Source organism: Streptomyces sp. NBC_00631 (genome assembly GCF_045206895.1).
GTDB lineage: Bacteria > Actinomycetota > Actinomycetes > Streptomycetales > Streptomycetaceae > Streptomyces.
In genome coordinates this window covers 8,730,672-8,750,574 of sequence record NZ_CP107734.1, presented here as the reverse complement: position 1 = coordinate 8,750,574, position 19,903 = coordinate 8,730,672, and the positions used below count along the sequence as shown (strand labels likewise).

The window sequence follows — 19,903 nt, the reverse complement described above, 5'->3', positions numbered from 1 at the left end:
GCGCCGACGAGGACCGCAACCGCGTACTCGTCGAAGCGAACCTTCTGCCAGGTTCGCTCCGGGCTCCGCGGACCCGTGTCACGGTCTGCAAGAAATCGGCGTCGGTGCGGACGATGGCCCAGCGTGTTGGACCGATGGCGAGGCTGAGCGAGTTTTCGGGGATGTCTGCGCCGCGCCACGCAGAGACGCCGGCCAGGCAATCGGCACCGGCCGCACGGTAGATCTGCGCGGCCTGGTCAGCGCGCGCAACGACTTCGGCGACGCCGGTCACCTGGTATCCGATCTCCACCTGGCCGGCCGACTGCCAGTAGCAGAGGCGGAGGTAGAAGGCTACTGCGGCTCCTCGCTCGGTCATGCCGCCTCCGTTCAGGGCTCGGGCTTCCGAGGAGGGGACATCTCCGGGCGTGCGCTGCTATTGGAGCACGACTCCGTGCAGTCGCGACCAGGAGATCAGGGGTCCGGCAACAGGCCGGTGCCCGTCAGGCAGCTGTCGATGACTTCCGGACGGTACTGGAGGGCCTTGAGTTTGCGTTTCACGGCGCGGGTGACTTCGCCGAGGCTCGCTGCGGCGAGGTTGCCGATGTCGCGCTTGACCAGCGACCAGACACCTTCGGTCAGGTTGAGGTCCGGCGCGTAGGTGGGCAACTGGAAGGCCGTGAGCCAGTCGGCGTTCGCGTCCATGAACTCGCGAAGCTGCTTGGTCAGGTGCAGGCGGACGTTGTCCCAGACCAGCAGGATGGGACCACCGAGCTGGATGCGGGCGCGGACAATCAGGGCCCGGAAGTCGCGCCAGCCGAAGCCTTTCGGCTGGTCCTTGCGTTCGGTGTATTCCCCATCGCCCATCGGTCCTGCCTGACCCCACCGTCGTCAGAGCAACACGAGCCCACGTCGGCTCAACCCGGACACCGGTGCCGAGAAGTGGCTGGTCACTCGCACGCGGGAGCGCTACCGGGCGGTCCAGGACCTGCTGGCGAAGGGATGGACGATCAGCGCGATCGGACGTGAACTGGGACTGGCCCGCCGCTACGCGCGCACCCGGCGGGCCGGCTGCTGCCAACTCCAGCCGTGCCGCTTCAGCAACCGCCAGGTGCCCTCCACCGTGTAGGAGACGTGGAACAGCCGACCGATCAGCGTCTTGATCCGTGCCAGTGTCCACCGCTGGTCCGCCCAGCCGTGAGCCAGCGGCCCGCGCTCCAAATCCCGCGCCAGCCTGACGATCTGGACTTCACTGAGCCGAGGTCTCCCCGGCGAGCCCTTCGACAGCAGCCCCGCCTCGCCACCGCTCGACCGACCGCACGCTGATCCGCAGGACAACGGCAATCTCCGCGTTCTTCTGCCCGCTCTCGAAGCGCTCCACAGCCTGGAGCCGCAACCGCTCCCGCGCTGTTCTCTCCACGTCCGTCAGCCCGCCACCCTGCGCGTACCTCACATCCCTAGGGCTACCGGTACCAAACGCTGGCTGTCAGACGAACGCCACCGACATCACCCAATCAAGTTCAGTAGCCGCTATCGAGGCAACGCTCTCGCAATCTCTCGCGCCACATCCACTAGCTCTCGAGAATTAGATGGAAACGCATCCGGACTGCTAAGGGGAAGGTATTTCACAAGATAATGCCGAAGCATCAAGTTATCATTTCTGACAAACTCGCGGAGCGCAGCCGCACGCCATTCAGCCGTAAGGTCACCCGAACTATTTAATTCAGCCCCGGCTGTCCCCTCAGCCGCGCGCATATCAGATCGTCGCAGTTGCGTATAGTACCAGGCTTGAGCTGCTCCGATCCGTTCCCGATCTGACCCAGTCTTGAGATATTCAAGCAATGCGCGACGGACTCGAAGGCGCCCAAAGGCTTCAATTGCCGGCTTAGCGAACCAGCGCGTAAAACTAGGGTCCGGTTCATAGATCGCCGCTGCCACCAGTGGCGTGAAGAAATCATCCGAGAGGCTCGACCTCGCCGCGAGGGGTCCACGCACCGCCCCCCACACGTCACGCGCCGCACGCGTGTCGTGTGAGGTAGGGCTGACCTCAAGGCCGAGCAGTTGAGCCAGCTCCAGCACAGACGCGAGGTAAGTCTCGGAAGCCTCGCTCGCCTGCGACAGCGTCGAACCAGCGCCTACGACGTTTTCCGGATCGCTTGCGCCGCTCTGTTCATGCACAGCAGACTCCTCTCTTCCTCCGGATCCCCATGACTATGGTACGTACGGATCCCAAGCATCCGCCCCTGGCGCCGGAAGCCCAAATCGCTCAAATGCCTTACGCGCCACGTCCTCAAGCGGCATATATGCTTCAGGATCATATTTCCAATCATCGTACCCAGGGTGATAGTGGCCCGAATCATTGTCGAACATCGTAATGCGGCCATTCTCGTCGGCAGTGAACCTTCCGGCCATGAGCACCGGTGCTGGGCTCTCGCCTGCTCCAAGGTCCGCCGAAAGACTAGTGTGGCCTCCGTTCAGCCGCGGCGACCCGAAATTAACGACATTATCCTCGAGCGCTGCCGCGAGGGATCCGTCCCGCTTGACCACGTAGACGTAGTCTCCGGCCGCAAGCGGTTCACCCGGCTTGATCAAGGCATCCGCGGAGACTGGATCCTGAGGATGATCGTTTACAAATGGGCGGTTGGGCCGCCACACATAGGCTGGCTTACAGGCATCACCGGTGTTGTGGACCAAGATCGAGACGCCGCCCGCCAGCACATAGTACGTGTGGAGTTGCTGGACGGTGAGGTTCCAGCGGTTTGCGGTACCGGATGTGGGCTGGGTGGCGACGACGTAGGCGTGGCCGTTGGTGGCGGTGTTGAGGGCGTCGCCAGGGTGGAGCTTGCCGGCGGCGACCCAGGTGTGGGTTGTGTCGTCCCAGAAGGGATGGTTGGCGGTGGTGTGGAGGGTGGCGGTGTGGCCGTCTTTGGTGCGGATGGTGAGGTCGAGCAAATCGTGATCGTGGTTGATCCACACGTGCTGGACAGTGCGAGTGCCTTGATGCTTGCCAGTCTCGGGGTTGGCGGATTCGACCTTGTCGCCGGTTTTGATTTCGCCGATCGGTTTGGTCTTGCCACCGTCCATGAGGACCGGGGTGTCAGGGGAGAAGCTGCAACGGCTCGAGGGCTTCGTTCCGCCCTTTGACGTGCCGGACGATGGCTCGTCGGGTTTGGTGGCGGCGGCGTCCGCTTCTTTGGCCCGTTCCTGGGCGTTCGCGCGTTTGAGGGATGCCAGGTCCTCGACGTCGGATGCCGCCTCGTCGACGGCCTTAGCCCCTGCACCGGCAGCGCCGGCCGCAACACCACTGACGTCTCCATCGGCAGCGCCCTCCCCTTCGCCGAGGAGTCCGCCTTCGCCGGCACCCGTGACGCCGCTGCCCTCAAGGCCGCCGCCCGAGATGACACCGCCGGCTACCTGGCAGGCTTGGTCGTGGTCGGCGCCGCCTCCAGTAATCCAGAACTCGCATTTGAAAACGTCGTAGAGCGGTACGACGACAGCCACCACAACCTTGGAGACCACGTCATGGGAAGTGGACGGGGAAGAGCCGAGGGTGGGGGGTGTGCCTGGTGAAGGTGAGGGAGTCGGAGACGAGTTGCCAGAGGTGTTGCCGTTCGAGTTGTCAGTGTTGGCAGTGTGGCCGCCGCCGCCCGAGCCCGCCTGCCCGCTGCACTTGCTCCAGCCGCCGCTGCACTGTGTGCCGTCATTGTTGACCAGGACGGTTCCGGTCGGGTCGCTTCCCGACGCCGGGTTGTCGCCGGCGTAGGTGTAGCCACCCATCTGGTTGGGGTCGCCCGACTCAAAGAGGGGGTCCGGGGTGAGGAAGCGGCCCTGGGCGGGGTCGTAGTTGCGGGCGCCGAGGAGGTCCAGGCCGGTGGTGGCGTCGGTGGGCTTGCCGAGGTAGCCGTGGTTCTCGTCGGCGGCCACCCAGGTGGTGGGCTTGGTGCCGCGGGTGTTGCCGTAGGGGTCGTAGTAGCGGCGAGTGACTGCCAGGGTGCTGGCATTGATGGCGGTGGTGGCGGTGCCCTGGGCGTTGGCCACCTCATAGGTGACGGTCCCGCTGCTGGAGCGGCAGATGGTGGTGCCATCCGGGCCGTGGTAGTAGCGCAGGCCGGTCCAGGTCTTGGCGGAGATATTCAGGGTGATCTGCTCGGTGCCGCCGAACAGATACAGGACACGGGCCTTGGCGGTGCCGTCGAGGCTGCTGGTCTGTTCCAGCAGGTTGCCGTCGGCGTCGTAGAGGTAGCTGCTGGTGTTGGTGTCGGTGCCCGAGCCGGTGGTGACGGTGGCGGTGCGGCCCTCGGCGTCATAGGTGAAGGTCTGGGTCTGGCCGGGCGGCAGGGCTCCGGTGCCGACGGTGGTCCAGGTCTGGCCCGCGCTGCCGCAGGTGGCGAGGGTGAGCTGGGTGCGGATGGTGGCACTGGCGCCCGGGTCGGTCACGCACATCGCGCTGTTGGCGCTGCTGACCAGTGTGCCGGTGCTGGTGACCTTCCACTTCTGGGTGGCGTCGCTGTTGCAGGTGTCGATGACCAGGAGGGTGGCGGCGGTGGTGGCGTTACCGGTGGTGTCCAGGCACATGGTGCCAAGCACCTTCACAGTGCCGTCGGTGCCGATCGTCCAGTTCTGGGCTGCGGATGCGTTGCAGGTGTAGGTGCGGACCACGGCGCCGGGAGTGGTGGAGGCGCCTGCATCGTCGATGCAGAGCTTGCCGCCCCCGGAGAGGGCGAAGCCGGTGTTGAGCGGGCCGGTGGTGGTGGTCTTCCGGCTGATGGTGTCGCCGGCGTTCTTGTTGCTGTAGGCCGGGTCCGTGTAGGAGGGGGTCCAGGTCGCGGTGCCGGTGGTCGGGTTGCTACTGGTCGTGGTGCCCGCCTGGTCGGGCAGGGTCGCGGCGGCGGTGCCGTCGGTTCCGGTGTAGGCGGTGGTCTGTGTGGTGTTGTTGGCCGCGGTGCCGGTGGTGTCGTGGTTGACCATGCTGGTGCGGTCGCCGAGCAGGTCGTAGCTGTAGGTCTGCCAGTACGCTGCCGGGCCACCGACCGTGCCGGCCGTGACCGGGGCCGTGGTGGTGGTCTGCACGGAGCCGGTGGTGCAGCCGCCGACGGCTCCGACCGGGGCGCTGGTGGAGTTGGTGATACCTGCGGTGTCCGTCCAGGCGGCGGTCAGGCGCTGGAAGGAGTCGTAGGTGAAGCACTGGGTGTCGTGGGTGGTGTTGTTCTGCAGGTCGTCGACAGCGGTGATCTCGCCGGCCTGGTTGTAGCGGTAGTTGGTCAAGTCCAGGGGGGTGGTGGACGTCTGCAGTTGGCTTTCCGTCTGGGTGACCCGGCCGGTGGTGACGTCGTACTGGGCGAGGTTGACCAGTTCCTTGCCGGTGGGGCCGTAGTTGGTCTGCAGGACCCGGCCGAAGGGGTCGTGGACGGTGGTGTCCAGGTAGGCGGGTGTGTTGGACGAGCTGATGAAGCCGCCGATGCCGTCGAGGTTTCCTTGCTGGGTGTAGCCGTAGTCGACGTCCTCGGCGGGCAGGTTGCCGTCGGCCTGGTAGTGCACGGTGGAAAGCAGGCCGACAGCAGGTGTGTAGATCGCCGTGCTGGTGTAGGTGACGGTGCCGCTGCTGGGGGCGGTGGACTGCCCGGCCGCGGCGAAGCCGTCTGAGGCCGGGACGGTCAGGGTGCTGCCGGTCGGCTGATAGGCCGTGTTGTAGCCGGTGACTGCCTGGATATACGCCGATCCCGACTTCCCGCCGACGTACCGGGTGGATGAGGTCGGGTAGCCCTTCGCAAGCGTGTCGTACTCCCAGGAAGCAAGTTCCTTGGTGGGATCCGGCGTGGCCGACCACGCGCCCTTGTACTCGGCTGTGGGGCGGTTGTCCCAGTCGTAGCTGTAGGACACAGCCTGCCCGCGCGAGTCGGTGGTCTGTTGCAGGTTGCCCGCGACGTCGTACTGGTCGTAGCTGGTGGTGCCGGTGTTCGGGTCGGTCTGGGACGTCTTCTGGCCCAGAAGGTTGTAGTGGTAGGACCAGGTGTTGCCGGCGCTGTCCTTGATCGTGTCGACCTGACCGGCGGGGGTGTAGGTGTAGGTGGTGGCGGTGTCGGCCTCGCTCGCCAGGTGCCAGGTGTCGGTCTTCCAGATCGCGGCACCGGTGCTGTCGTAAAGCACCATGTTGGCGTCGTTCTGGATCTGCATGACGGTGCCGGTGGTGGTTCCGGTCGACCACAGCGTGGTGGTGGCGCCCGCGTTGGAGACGACGAAGTTGCCGTCGCTCCGCAAGGTGGCAAAGGCTCCCGGGTTACCGGAGGTGCTGGTCGACCACAGGGTCTTGCCCGTCGCGAGGGAGGTCAGTACCAGGTTGCCGTCAGCCTGCATGGCCAGCCGGGTGCTGTCCGAGGTCAGCGATGTGCCTGATGGGATGACCTGGCCCTGGGTGAGTTTGACCGTGCTGCCGGTGTTCTTGACGACGCTTTCGGTGGTCTGTCCCAGTGCGTTGGTGTAGGTCGCGGTGGAGCGGCCGCCGGCCGGGGCGGTGGTGTCGGTCTCGTCGGCCCCGGGGTAGCTCGTGGTGGTGTGCCACTGCGGAATCGCCGTATGCCACAGCGTGCTGGTGGTCGCGCGGCCCTCGCCGTCGTACCCGGTGGTGGTCTCCGACGGGACCTGGTTCTCGTTCGCTGCGTACAGGGTGGTGGAGGGGGAGTTGTTCGGATCGGAGTAGGGCGCGAACGAGACGGTCTGCCAGCCGTGTGAGTCGTAGAAGTTGTCGGAGATGATCCGGCCGGAGTTGGTGTCGCCGTCGGCCGTGGCCTGGGTCTGGCGGGGCTGGAGCATGCCGTCGTAGATGGTGATGGACGAGGCGTAGGTGCCGTCCTCGCGCAGTGTCTTCGTGGTCACCGTGGAGGGGTCGCCCGGCGAGGTGATGCTGCCGCTAGGCCCGATGACCACCCCGGGATTGATCGCGTAGGTGAACGTCTCGTCCGCGCTCTGGCCCGACGCCTTGTCCCGGCCGGGTAGCCAGACGGCTGTACGTCGGCCGAGCGCGTCGTAGGTGATGTCGGTCTTGCGCTTGTTGGCGTCGCCGTTCTCGGTGGCCAGGCCACGCAGCGGGTCGAGGGTGGAGGTGATCGTCCAGTTCTGGGAGTTGGTGGTCGTGATGCTGGTCGGGTTGGTGTTGCCGCCGAACGGGCTCCAGGCGGGGCTGAAGTCGGTGTGGGTGTTCTGCCCGGTGGCGTCCAGGGCATCGGTGACCCGGCCGGCCCCGTCGTACTTCATGGCCGAGCTGGTCTGCCAGTTCTCCGTGGTCCCGGTGTAACCGGTGGCGGTGCGTACGGCGGTGGCCTGGCCAATGGCGGTGCTGCTGGTCTGATCAAGCTGCCCGAACGTGCCCAGGTTGGTGAGGGTGCCGTCACCGTCGTAGTAGATCTTCTTGTCCGCCAGCAGCGTGCTCGCAGAGGCCGCCGTGCCGCAGGGGCCGCTGACGGAGGTGACCTGGTCCGGGTAGGACAGGGTCATGGTGTTGCTGGACGACGGCGCCGCATACGTGGTGGTGGCGCACTTCTCCTGCGCAGCCACGCTCACGTCCCCGTGGGCGTCGATGGTTGAGACGCGGCCCTGGCTGTCGTAGGTGGTGTCGGTGCGGGTGTGGCGCCATGTCCCGTTGGCGAGCAGCGCGTAGCCGTGCGACTGTGTGGTCTTGATCCGCAGAGCGATCAGATCGGGGAGGGTCGACAGGTCTGGTTCGGTCTGGCCGGGGTTGTCGTCCTGGGTCCAGCCCGTCCACGGGGTCTGGGCGGCGTGGGCGGTGGTGGTGAAGGTGAACGGGCCGTTGACGGTTACGGCATTGACGGTGCCGCCCGCCGCCGTGTAGGTGTCGCTCTGAAGGGCTTGGCCGGCGAGTTGGTTGGCGTCGGCGACGGTCTGGACCGTGGAGCCTCCGACCTTGGCGTCCACGCTGACCGAGCGGCGGGTGCCGTCGGCCTTGTAGTCGCCGTCCATGCCCTGCAGGTAGGTGGTGGTCTGCTGGGTCACCGGCTCGGGAGCCTGACCGGTCTGCACCGTGACCGTGCGGAAGCCTCGGAACTGGTCCCACGTGCGGTACTGGTCGTCCGTCTGGGCCGAGTCGTCCCGGTGCCAGGCGGGGCCGGCGTAGCTGTAGGTGGAGACCTGTATCTCCGAGCCCGCGGCGTTGCTGTTCGTGGAGTTCGGCTTGTACTGGGAGGCGATCGTCCGGTCGGATGCCGTGACGGTGTGCACGGTGGTCTTGTTGAACCAGTCCGCGATCGGCTTCGATGCGCCCGGCACCGTCCAGTAGACCGGATAGCAGGAGTTGGTGTTGCTGTCCGCGGCCGAGATCGACAGCGTCTTGTTCGCGCACGGGTTGGTGTTGTAGTCGACGGCGATGGACTCGCCGGTCTCGGTCTGGATCGAGGAGATCCTCGGCCGGTACAGCGGCGGCGCGGACGGGGAGGTGTCGTCGACCCGGTTGTCGATCTCGGTACCGGTGAAGGAGACCTGGTTGAGCTTGATGGCGCTGTTGCCGTTGCCGTAGGTGTCCTTGCCGGTGTGCTGGATCGACTGCAGCCACGTCACTGCCTGCAGTGAACCCGCGTCCTTGGGGTCGATGGTGGTACCGGTGACCGGGTCGACCGTTCCGCCGGCGTCCGAGTACACCTGCCCCAGCTGGTAGCTGTCTACGTCGACGAGGTCGTCCGTCGAGGAATCCTTGACGTGGACCTTGGTCGTGATGCTGTCCAGCCGGGTGGTGGACCAGAACGTCGGTCCGGCGGTGATGCACACGTTCGTGGGCACGGAGGTGGACCCGGACGGCAGGGTGGTGCTGTCGGTGGAGTCGCAGTGCAGGTCCCACGGCACATCAGGCCAGTGCGGGGCCGTGTTGTCGTTGAGGTTTCCGGCCGAGCAGTCGGTGAAGGTGTCGGTGGTCTGGCAGCGCTGCTTGGAGGTGAAGACCACCTGGCCGGCGGGCTTGTGGCCGGTCTGCTCATCGGTGAGCTTGTAGCCGTAGGAGACGGAGTCGAGCTTGCCACCGCGGACGTACGAGGTCAGGGTGCCCGAGTCACCGGTCGTGGCCTGGCCGCCGCCCAGGTCGTAGTAGTTGGTCTCGGTCGTGTAGTCGTATCGCTGGAGGAACCCGCTCGGCGAGACGACGAAGTCAAGGTTCCAGCGCCAGCCCTCATGCTTGTCGCACTGCGACGCCTTACCCTTGGCCGAGTCGTAGCACGGGTCGCTCGATTCCGGGTGCAGTGCCGGCACACCCCAGGCGGAATCGGTCGAGGAGTCGCTCGGAGTACCGGACTGCATCGCCCCGGAGGGTCCGGGGCCAGTCGGGGAGTGGTCGGCACCGAAGTACGCGGCAGTGCCGTCCGTGGTCAGCAGCCGGAAGTAGACGCCGTCGTGCAGGCCGTTGGCGGCTCCGGACAGCTCCTGGATCAGGGTGCCGTCGTCGCCCTGCAGCCGCCACTGCTTGATCTCGCCCGGCACGCTGGAGTCGACGCCGTCGGGCACCAGCTGCCCGGAGTGCGATCCGAAGGAGATCGTGGCGTTGTCACCGGCCCAGCACTGGTCCCCGGATCCCTTGAGGATCTTCTTGCCGCTGCTGTCCAGCAGGGTGCCGCAGGAACGATACGTCCGCTCGACGAAGCCCGGCTGGTAGTCCCAGCCGTCACCGATCCAGGACGCCTGGGAGTTCCGGGCCGAGGTCTCCCCGTCCTCGGACTGCGAGTCGTAGGACAGCGCCACCGACGGGGCGTTCCCGCCGACTACGGACGGGACGTCGATCGGGTAGGAGTAGGTGAATGCGCCGGTACCGGAGGTCTGCCAGCTCCCCGAAGGGTTCAGGGAAGTTGCCGCGTAGGTGCCCTGGGAGCCGGAGCTGCCGGAGGTGACCTCCACGGTCGTCGTGTTCGCCGTGGTGGTGTTCGCCGACAACGACATCGGCTCGGCCGTACCGCTCGCGGCACGTGACGTCGCGGCGCGGGAGGAGCCGAGGGAGAGCGTGGCGGTCAGCTGGTCCGCTGCCGCTCTGTTGGTGAAGGTGATGGGGGTCCGCGTCCCACACTGCTTCAGCTGAGGCGTGGTCATCGCACAGGCCGGAACCTGGAACAGCCGCAGCCGTGAACCGAACCCACCGCCGTACGCCTTGGCAAGCGAGGAATAGTCGATGACCACGCGCACCCGGCCGCCACCGGACTTCGCATCGGCGCGAGTGAAGGCGAGCAGCATGCCGTCGGCGCCTGCCCGCAAGGTCTGGGCGTGCGACGCGACCTTAACCTTGACCGCCGCCGGGCCGAATGCCTTGACGGACCCTGACTTGTGCTTGGCGGCAGGTGCCGGTGACACCCACACGGGTAGGGCACCGGCCTTGACGGGCTTCGTCACCGGAAGGACGGGAGTGCTCGGGGAAGGCGTGGATTCCGCTTTGGAGGGTGCACTGGAAGCACTGGCGGGGCTGGACGGCAGACCCGGCGTCCCCGCGATACTGGAGGCGGTGTTGCCAGGTCCGGTGGTGTGCGTCAGGGAGACGGTTTTCGTGCCGGCTTTCGGCCACACGGGCTTGACGGCCTGATAACGGCCCGCCGCCTTGTAGCCCTTGGGGTGGACGGTGGCGGGTTGGCGGAGGGTATGACTGCCAACTGCCGGGGTCTTCGGCAGGGCTTTCGGGTTCCACACCGTGCCCTTGAAGCGGTAGGGCCCCACGACCACGCCGGCGGCCACCGCAGCGGGCACGAGAAGAGTCAGCAACGCGACGGCTGTCGTCGCGAGAGTCAGCGCTCTGCCCCAGATCCGGTACTGGACGCTCGCATACCAACGCCGCTTGCCGCTCACTGAAATCCCCCCACGACCAGCGGTCCTGACAGACCGTCGTCCCCCCACCACGCCCGCTGCGTGATCGTCGGGAGGCTATTGATAGGGGGCGGGCAACTCAATACCCTGTGCCGGCGATGTGACCATGACGTACGCCAACTGAGTGCCTGATGTGCCCTTTCCGTGAAATCGCGAACATCAACACCTGATGGCAAACCGGACACCACGCACACCGCTCGCCACAGCTTTAACATCCGTCGATGTGGCGAATATCACGAATGCAAAGCATTTGCAAAAAGAGGGGGAGTTGCCAAGTGTTGTCCGGATATACCCGAAAGCAGCGCAGAAGAAGGGAACTGACGCGCCGTCTGGCGCTGATCCCCGTGCTGGCAGCGCTGTTGCTCACAATTCCCGCTACGCCGGCAAGCGCCGACGAGTCGTCCCCGAGTGATCCGATGCTGGCCGCCCAGGCCGAGGCCGTCGCCAGCGGTCACGATGTGCCCGTCGATTCCCTCACGACGGAGACCTCCACCGTCACCGCCAACCCCGACGGCACGTTCACCTCCACCATCAACGTCATGCCGGTAAGAGTCCTCAAGGACGGCGCCTGGACACCCGTCGACGCCACTCTGGCTACGAATGCGGACGGAACCCTCTCGCCGAAGGCCACGCCGAACGACGTCACCCTGTCGGGCGGCGGCAGTGGCCCTCTGGTCACACAGACCAACGAAGACGGGCACAGCATGGCTCTGACCATGCCCTTCACGCTGCCCGCGCCCGTCGTCAGCGACGACACCGCCGTCTACAAGTCCGTACTGCCCGGCGTGGACCTGTCCGTATCGGTCACCGACCAGGGCGGCTTCAGCGACGTACTGATCGTCCACGACGCCGCAGCCGCAGCCGACCCGCACATCAAGACGCTCACCGAGGCCGCCTCCACCCACGGCCTGATCCTCTCCTCCACGGATTCAGGCGGCATGAACGCCACCACCGCGGACGGCACCGTCGCCTACACCAGCCCACGCCCGCTGATGTGGGACTCCAGCACCACTTCGGACGCACCGGCGACAACCACACCCGCCTCGGACACCACGACGGCCGGCGATGCCCCTACGGCATCCTCCGCCGACGGCCCCGGTGAGGGAGCCAACGTCAACACGGTGCCGATGAGCACCACGTCCAGCGGCATCACACTGACACCGGACACAAGCGTCCTCAACGCCCCGGACACCACCTACCCGGTGTACATCGACCCGTTCGACAACCCGGTCAGCGCGGGCTCCGGCCACTACGACGAGGTGTACTCCAGCTCCACCTGCTCCGACAGCCCGCAGTACGACAAACTCCAGACCCTCGGTGAGGGCGTGGGCTACCAGCGCTGGGGCGGCGCCTGCGGCACCGGCCTGGAACGCTCCTACTACGCCATCCCCACCAAAGACCTCGACCCTTCCATGCACGTCTACGACGCCCTCATCACCGTGAACTCCACCTACGCGGCAAGCTACAACTGCTCGCAGAACCAGCCGATCACCCTTCACACCACAGGGCCAATCGACTCTGGCACCGACTGGAACAACAAGCCCGCCCCTGTCGACGACAGCTACGCCCCCGTCACAACTACGATTCCCAGTGGGGCCAACTCCGGCAGCAGTTGCAGCAACAACCCCGCGACCTTCAAGGTCCCGACGCAGGCCCAGCGAATAGCGAAGTACCACAGCGCCAGCAGCGACTACTGGACGATCGGTCTATTCGGCAACGAGAGCATCTCCTCGGGCAACGACGACTACCTGCGGATGTCCAGCAAACTTGCGCTGACCGTGACATTCGACATCCCCCCGGACGTCCCGGCGAGCCTGCAGACCACGCCGCCCGCGACCGGAGCCGCCGGTTCCTGTGTCACCAGCGGTGACGGCTGGATCGGTGCTACCACTTACTCCGGTGCCGGAAGCAACATCCAACTGCACGCCAAGGTCAAGTCGAACGTCTCCGGTGAGAACGTCAGGGCGATCTTTCACGTCTGGGACCGCACCGTCCTCGACTCCAGCGGCAACGCCCAGGACAAGGGAAACCCCACCACCGGCTACGTCGCAGCGGACACCGCCAGAGACGTCAATTTGCCCATCGGGTTCACCCTCAAAGACGGCCACGAGTACGGCTGGGACGCCTACGCGCAGGACAACAACGCAAAGCCCCTGTCCTCCGACATCAGCGACCACTGCTGGTTCAAGACCGACTTCACCCCACCGGACACACCCGACATCGCCACGAACAAGTCCTTCCCACCCGCCGGCACCGGGCCAGCCAACCCTCTGGTGTACGCCGGCCCCGGCACCACCCCCTTCACCGTGACCGCAACCGACGCTGCTCCCGCCGACACCAGCTGCACCCCGAACGCCTGCCTGTCCAGCGGCGTCGACCACTTCCTGTGGCAATTGGACAGCCAGCCCACCGCCAACACAGGCACACCGGCCGCCGTCACCAGCAGCGACAGCTCCGGCATCGCGACCGGAACAATCCCCGTCCCGATCACCCACTGGGGCATCCACACCCTCTACGTCGCCGCAGTCGACGCAGCCGGGAACATCTCCCAGGCCCCCGCTAGCTACACCTTCACCATCCCCTGGAATCCGAACACCAAAATCACCCCAGGAGACATCAGCGGCGACGGCATACCCGACCTGCTGGCCACCACGAAGACCGGCGACCTCGAACTGATCCCCGGCGACACCGACCCCGCCCAGAGCCCCACCCCCGCCCAGACCGGACCCATCGCCACCACACCAGCACCCGCGATCAACGGTCCGGTACTCGTCTCGACTCCGGACGACTCGCCCGACCAATCCAGCTGGAACAACTACCTGATCGCTCACCGAGGCAACCTGCACGGCGCGGAATTCGACGATTTGTTCGCCTATAACAAGCAGACCAAACAGCTCTATATTATCAAAAACGACCACGACCCGGTGGACAGTTCTACTCCGGGTGAGGAGTACTCGACTTTCCCCGGCTACGTGGACAAGCGCTTCAACACCGTCGCGAAGGAAAACTGCGCGTCCTCCGGCATAGTCGCCGACGATACACGTTGCCGTACGGCCGGATACAACAATGCGGGCTGGGAAATCACCCAACTGCTGACACCGGGCAATGTCTACGGCAATCCCGACAACTACCCGGCCGTCATCACCGTCGAGAACAAGAAGCTGTGGCTCTATCAATCCGACAGTATCGGCCATTTGAAGAACCCGATTCTCCTCGGTGACGGCGACTGGTCCGGCCTCACCCTCATCGCACCCGGTACCGTCGGCGGAACCTTCAGCTCCGACTCCAACGGCGATGGCAAAGTCACCGGTGGCACCCCCACCCTGTGGGCCCGCGACAACACCACCGGAGCCCTGTACACCTACTCGCTCACCCTCGGCTCCGACGGCCTGCCCCCGCTCCTGCACGCCACCACCCACACCGCGCTGCCCCTCACCCTGCCTCCGACGACCTACCCCCAGATCGCAGCGTCCGGCGACGTGAACAGCCTCTCCGGCGGCCCGGACGGCAACCCCGATCTCTACGTAACCGACACCCACGGCGAACTGATCGAGTACCCAGGGACCGCACCGACCAGCACCACTGCCAACTTCGCCGCCCCTGTCTCGCTGGGCACCGCCGCCAACGCCGCGACTCACTGGTGGAACCTTGACGACGGCACCGGCAACACCGCCGCCGACTGCGCCACCGCGACAGACGCCGGCTGCAGCGGTGGGCTCCCAACCTCACTCAGCGGCGCCTATACCTGGAGCAGCGACTCGACACGAAGCAAGTACATCAACCTCAACGGCACCACCGGCCATGCCAATACCTCCGGGGCTGCCGTCGACACCTCGCGGGGCTTCACCGTCTCCGCCTGGATCAAGCTCAATTCGTCGTCCGCCAATTCGACATTCGTCTCGCAGGACGGGGCCGTCAACAACGGCTTTCAGCTGTACTACTCCTCGGGCGCCCAGGCGTGGGCCTTCGGCAGACACAGCACCGACGCGAGCGGTGCCGTCTGGCAGGCCACCTACGGCAGCAAGCCCGTCATAGGCAAATGGACACACCTGGTAGGCGTCTTCGACGCCACCAACCAGGAAATCCGGCTCTACGTCGACGGCAAGCTCACCGCCGCCAGGGACTGGACCTACACTCCCTGGAACGCGACCGGCTCCCTCCAGATCGGCCGCAAACTCTCCTCCGGCGCCTACGGCGAGTACGCCAACGCAGGCATCAGCGACATCCACATCTACAACACCGTCCTGCCTCCCGCCGACGCAGCCGCTACCGGTGACAACCCCGCCATCAGCCAACTCGACTGAACACTGAGGTACGTTCAGGCGCTCGACCGAGACACTTCGGTCGAGCGCCTGCCGAGTCCGCGGGGCGATCGCGCAGCAGACCTACGTACCGAACTGTCCGAGCACACCACTACAGTTCTCGATCACTTGACCGATCCGGGAGCGCCGAGGGACGCAGTCCGGGCCTCGCGCTCTCGCTTGCGCAGTCGACCGATCCTCTGGGGGGACCATCATGAGACGCAGCGCCTTCTTGGCAGCGGCTACGGCAACCGCACTGACCGCCAGCCTGTTCACGGGCCTCGCCCCGGCGTGGGCGGACGGCGCCAGCGGCGGCCCGGTCCTGGTCGACGCCAACGGCTGGAACGAGCCGGGGCTGGTCTTCGTGACCGCGCACTCCGACAGCCCGATCACCCACATCACGGCCCACTTCTATCCGCTGGACGCACCGGACGGAGCCCCGGAGGCCGGATCGACCGAGGACTTCGCCCAGTACTCCGGACAGGACGCCACAGCCGGCACCTGGCGGGCGCCGGTCCACCTGGCGGACCTAGGTGACTACCGGGTCACCGTCGACCTCCAGGACGCCTCCGGCGCCACCGTCACCGGCGCCCTCTCCCCCGACCCCCTGCAGTACCGGACCATCGTCATGGTCTCCGGTCTGACCGCCACCCCGAGTGTGCCCGACTACCTCCACCAGCAGGTCTCCGTCAGCGGCACCGTCATCGCCCGGGATCCCCGCACCCCCGACACCCCGACCCCCGCCGCCGGCACCCCCGTCGACGTCGTCGCCGACACCGGACTCGGCCGGACGATCACGACCGCGACCGCCGGCCCCGACGGCCGCTTCACCGCCGCCTACGTCCCCACCGAGCAGTCCTTCCGGCTGTCCGCCGCACCCCAGGCCTCCAGCAGCTACCCGGGAGCGATCGACCTGTCGACATACCCCACCCAGTGGCTGCACACCACCCAGGCACCGGTCCGCTTCACGGCAAGCACCCACGCCCTGAACCTGAAACAGGGCGCCACCGGCACCGTCACCGGCCACGCCGAGATCCAGACCACAGCCGGCTGGCAACCACTGCCGCACACCGCGATCACCCTCTACGGCCTTGACGCGGACGGTCTTCCCAAATTCCTGGTCGGCCAGACCACCACCGACAGCAAGGGCGCCTACACACTGCCCGTCTCCTCGTACAACGCCGCCCCGAGCGCCGAACTCATGGCGGGCACCGCCAACATGCCCTTCCAGCAGATCGCCACCGAACCCTTCAGCCTCCACGTCGCCTACACCACCCACATCGACCTGACCGCGTCCCTCAAAGACGACGGGTCCATGCCGACCTACGGCTACGTCTACTACGAAGACGCACGCGCCCACTGGCCCGCCAAGCCCACCGTCACCCTGCAGTACTCCAAGGACGGCAAGACCGGCTGGAAGAACGCCGCCACCGTTCCGCTCCCGATCCGCTACAACAAACCCCTGTTCCAGGAGTGGTTCGCCCGCACCCTCAACGCGCCGAACACCGACGCCTACTGGCGCGCCCGCTTCAACGGCAACCCCGACCTCGGTACCAGCACCACCAAGCCCGTCCACCTTTACCGCTACGCCACCCGCATCACCGGCTTCCACGCCTCCCCCGACCCGGTCCGCAAGGGACAGCCGATCAGATTCGCCGGCACCCTGCAGTACAAGAAGGGCACCACCTGGAAGCCGCTCTACGGCGGCTCCCCCAGCCTCTACTTCAAACCCCGCGGCTCCAGCACCTACCACTACGTCTACGACCTGGACACCGACAAGCACGGCCACCTCATCGGCATGGCAACCGCCGAGAAGGACGGCACCTGGGCCCTCGTTGTCAACCGCCAGGCCGGAGACCACTACCTCAGAAGCGCCCGGGTCACCGATTACGTCGACGTCCGCTAGCCGTTGCCCGTGGTGACGGCACCTGGACCCACCTCGTCGCCACCTTCCGAGCACCAGTCCCGGGAGGCTCCACCACCGGCAACATGGCCCTGTACCAGCACGGCACCCTCATTCGGACCGCCACCAACCTCAGCCCCCAGTACGACTCCTCCATGCGCCTCACCATCGGCGGCTGCATCAACAGCGCCTCCGCCACCACCCCCAACCTTACTTTCCCCGGCTCCGTCGCCGACGTCCACGTCTACCCCCGCACACTCTCGGCGACCGAGGTCAGCGCACTGCACTGACCCACCGCCGATCCAGGGCCCGCGCCGACTCCGACGGGAGCAGCGGGGGCCCGCCCACGTCCGCGGCAGCCGCCAGCCCACACCCAGTCGGCGAACGGACCGACACCGTCGAAGGCTCCACTGAGGACCAGCTTGCGGGCCCACCCAAGAAATCATGCCTGCCAGCGCAACCTCCGAGCACAGGCGCGTTGCAGACATCGAAGCGGCAAACCACAGGTGCATCCACCGGGAAGCCGCCACAGAAGAGGCTCGCGTCAAGTACGTCTAGGCTCAGCGCGCGCGATATCCACCACCGCGCCAGCCATGCCGACGAGCCAGACCAAAACACAACCAGCCGACGGGCGATTCGTCACGCTGGACGCCCCTATAACGGGGGGTTGGTAGACGCCTTCCTGACCAGGTTGAAGACCTCGCGGGCGGCATATCGCTTGAGGCAACGGACGATCTCACGACGGGTTTGCCCTCCTGGGTGCGGCGTTCGTAGTACGCCTGGGTACGCGGGTCGTGGCGCAGCCGGGTGAACACGATGCGGTGCAGGGCGGCATTCGCCTGCCGGTCGCCGCCGCGGTTGAGGCGACGCGAGTTCTGCCGGCCCGAGGAGTACTCGAAGGGACTGACTCCACACAGAGCGGCGAAGGACGCCTCGGTGTTCAGCCGCTCGGGGTTGTCGCCCATGGTGATCAGGAGCGTGACAGCGGAGTCCGGGCCGATACCCACCGGTACGAGCAGCTGCGGGGCATGGCGTTCGACGAGCCCGGTCAGACGCTGATTCAGCTCATCGACCTGCGCCGTGAGCTGCTCGATGCGCTCGGCCAGCAGCCTCAGGGTAATGCGAGTGCTCTGGGCGACGGCGTCCTCGTCGCCCCCGCCGTCTTCGCCGTCGCGCGGGCTGAGGCGCGCGCAGGTGCGGAACAGCTCGCGGTTACCCAGGCCCGACAGCCGCTCCCGCAGAGCCGGGTCGGCTACGACAAGGACGGCCTTGAGCTGGTTGATCGCCTGGGTACGGGTCTTGACCGCGGAGTCCTTGGCGATTTTGAACATCCGGGCGCTCTGCACCGGACCGTCGCCGGTTTTGGCCCGCGACCGGGCGCGACCACTCAGCACCGCCCGCGCAGCAGCCTGCGCATCGAGCGGGTCCGACTTCCCGAGCAGACGACGGGCCGACCGGTCAGGCCGGTTCACCTCGAACACCTGAACATGCTGCGCGAGCAGGTAGCGGGACAGACCCGCACCGAAGCTGCCGGTGCCCTCCACACCGGCCCGGCGCACCGTCCCCAACTTGCGGGCCCAGGCAAGCAGCCGCCCGTATCCGACCGCCGTGGCCGGAAAGGACTTCGTAGCCAGGACCTGCCCCAGCGGGCAGACCACTGCGGCGACGTGGACCTCGCCGTGCGTGTCCACCCCCAGGACGACCTCGCCCCAAGGCGGCGGGCCTGTGCTGGTGGAGTGGGTGCCGCGCTGTCTGGGTGTCATGGTGGTCCGCCTCCCGCATGGTGACGTGCTGGGCGGCTGGCACCGGTCTCGCCGGGCGGTCTGAACCGTGATGGCGCCTGATTGACGGCAAGGCCCCTATGGGGACACGCCCTGTGGCTCGGTGACAGCAGGCACCATCCCGCAACGGCAGTCGACACGTCCAGCACAAGACACTTCGGTCAAAGATGTCATGAGTCAGACCCCCGTCCAGCACAGCGCTGCGCAACCGTCCCACCAATCCGGCGCAACGGCACGGCCCGATCACTCCTGGAAGGCTTCGCCCGAACCGGCACTCAACCTGATCTGGACGGTCTGACAATGAGTTGGCTCTCCGTCTACTCGTGACCGGCATTGACGGGCAGCCGTGTAGGCCGCCTTACCAGACGGCGGACACCCCTAGCGGTGAGCCGGTCCGGTTTGTCGAAGTGCAAAAATCGGCTGGTCGTGCTGCAGCCCCCCGTACTCCCTGCCGAGGTGGACGCGCCCACTACCCGGTCACCGTGGGCGTCGAAAGTGACCTCTCGCAGGCGCTGGACGCACTCGCGGCAGCGCTCCCTGAGGGGCTCACCTACGATTCGGGAAACAGCGAGAAGATCCGTACGCTGCTCGACGAAGAACTGCAGTACCGACGTGACAGCGACGCCTTCCCCCTGGTGCCGCAGCGCGTCGTGAGCGATGTGCGCACCGCGCTGGACCGCCACGACGATGGGCGACGGCTCCTTCCTGATGAACTCCCAGGAACTGGAGACCGCCGTCCGTGAACACGTTCCGATGGTCGTCCTGGTCCTGGTGGACGAGGAAAACGGCCTGATCACCTGGAAGATGGAACTCGAACTCGGCCGCCACAGCCACACCCGGTTCACCAACCCGGACCTGGTCGCCTACGCCGAGAGCTTCGGCGCACGCGGCTACCGGATCGAGTCCGCCGACCAGCTCTTGCCTGTGTTGGGCAGGGGCCTCGACGACGAAGGGGTCTCCGTGATCGCCTGCCCCGTGGACTACTCCGAGAACCTTCGCCTGACCGACAGACTGGGCAGTCTCCACGGCCCGTTCTGAACTGATGGATCCAGAACCCGGATCTTGCGGTCTTCATTCTGCTGAGGGGCGATTTGGATTGCCCG

General features: G+C 66.5%; 10 protein-coding genes. 5 read left to right on the top strand and 5 right to left on the bottom strand.

Going from position 1 to position 19,903, the window contains the following annotated elements:
* Positions 1-450: 450 nt before the first annotated feature.
* The 4 genes from OHB00_RS40050 to OHB00_RS40035 all read right to left on the bottom strand — a co-directional run bounded on the left by OHB00_RS40050 (position 451) and on the right by OHB00_RS40035 (position 10,797).
* On the bottom strand, positions 451-843 hold the full coding sequence (locus OHB00_RS40050; RefSeq protein ID WP_406442425.1) for a transposase: 393 nt from the start codon (positions 841-843) through the stop codon (positions 451-453).
* Between the two features lie 180 nt (positions 844-1,023).
* The gene (locus OHB00_RS40045; RefSeq protein WP_406442423.1) at positions 1,024-1,197 is read right to left on the bottom strand and encodes a winged helix-turn-helix domain-containing protein; all 174 of its coding nucleotides are present in this window, start codon (positions 1,195-1,197) and stop codon (positions 1,024-1,026) included.
* Between the two features lie 28 nt (positions 1,198-1,225).
* A complete protein-coding gene (locus OHB00_RS40040; protein WP_406442422.1) occupies positions 1,226-1,429 on the bottom strand; it encodes a helix-turn-helix domain-containing protein in 204 nt (67 codons plus the stop codon).
* Positions 1,430-2,187: 758 nt separating this feature from the next.
* Positions 2,188-10,797: a ricin-type beta-trefoil lectin domain protein gene (locus OHB00_RS40035; protein ID WP_406442420.1), complete on the bottom strand. Its 8,610-nt coding sequence runs from the start codon at positions 10,795-10,797 to the stop codon at positions 2,188-2,190.
* Between the two features lie 434 nt (positions 10,798-11,231).
* Here OHB00_RS40035 and OHB00_RS40030 point away from each other — a divergent pair, with 434 nt between their 5' ends.
* The 3 genes from OHB00_RS40030 (at position 11,232) to OHB00_RS40020 (ending at position 17,309) form a co-directional block, all read left to right on the top strand.
* Positions 11,232-15,119 (top strand): LamG domain-containing protein, encoded by a 3,888-nt coding sequence (locus OHB00_RS40030; RefSeq protein WP_406442419.1) that lies wholly within the window; start codon positions 11,232-11,234, stop codon positions 15,117-15,119.
* 211 nt (positions 15,120-15,330) lie between these two features.
* The gene (locus tag OHB00_RS40025) at positions 15,331-17,022 is read left to right on the top strand and encodes a hypothetical protein (RefSeq protein ID WP_406442417.1); all 1,692 of its coding nucleotides are present in this window, start codon (positions 15,331-15,333) and stop codon (positions 17,020-17,022) included.
* Positions 16,941-17,309 (top strand): LamG-like jellyroll fold domain-containing protein, encoded by a 369-nt coding sequence (locus OHB00_RS40020; RefSeq protein WP_406446186.1) that lies wholly within the window; start codon positions 16,941-16,943, stop codon positions 17,307-17,309. The genes OHB00_RS40025 and OHB00_RS40020 overlap by 82 nt, the downstream gene beginning before the upstream one ends.
* 270 nt (positions 17,310-17,579) lie before the next feature.
* On the opposite strand, the gene OHB00_RS40015 is transcribed toward OHB00_RS40020, so the two are convergent.
* Complete coding sequence (locus OHB00_RS40015; RefSeq protein ID WP_406442415.1) at positions 17,580-18,782, bottom strand: IS110 family transposase; 1,203 nt, start codon at positions 18,780-18,782, stop codon at positions 17,580-17,582.
* Positions 18,783-19,282: 500 nt separating this feature from the next.
* On the opposite strand from OHB00_RS40015, the gene OHB00_RS40010 reads away from it, so the two are divergent.
* Positions 19,283-19,543 carry a hypothetical protein gene (locus tag OHB00_RS40010; protein WP_406442413.1) on the top strand — a complete coding sequence of 87 codons (261 nt, stop codon included), beginning with the start codon at positions 19,283-19,285 and terminating at the stop codon, positions 19,541-19,543.
* Positions 19,509-19,838, top strand: coding sequence for a thiamine pyrophosphate-dependent enzyme (locus tag OHB00_RS40005; RefSeq protein WP_406442411.1), 330 nt, complete (start codon positions 19,509-19,511; stop codon positions 19,836-19,838). The genes OHB00_RS40010 and OHB00_RS40005 overlap by 35 nt, the downstream gene beginning before the upstream one ends.
* Positions 19,839-19,903: the final 65 nt, after the last annotated feature.

Bases quoted from the DNA above. Each gene is read 5' to 3' on its own strand.
- OHB00_RS40050 (WP_406442425.1), bottom strand. From the start codon at position 843: ATGGGCGATGGGGAATACACCGAACGCAAGGACCAGCCGAAAGGCTTC.
- OHB00_RS40030 (WP_406442419.1), top strand. From the start codon at position 11,232: ATGCTGGCCGCCCAGGCCGAGGCCGTCGCCAGCGGTCACGATGTGCCC.
- OHB00_RS40025 (WP_406442417.1), top strand. From the start codon at position 15,331: ATGAGACGCAGCGCCTTCTTGGCAGCGGCTACGGCAACCGCACTGACC.
- OHB00_RS40015 (WP_406442415.1), bottom strand. From the start codon at position 18,782: ATGACACCCAGACAGCGCGGCACCCACTCCACCAGCACAGGCCCGCCG.
- OHB00_RS40005 (WP_406442411.1), top strand. From the start codon at position 19,509: ATGAACTCCCAGGAACTGGAGACCGCCGTCCGTGAACACGTTCCGATG.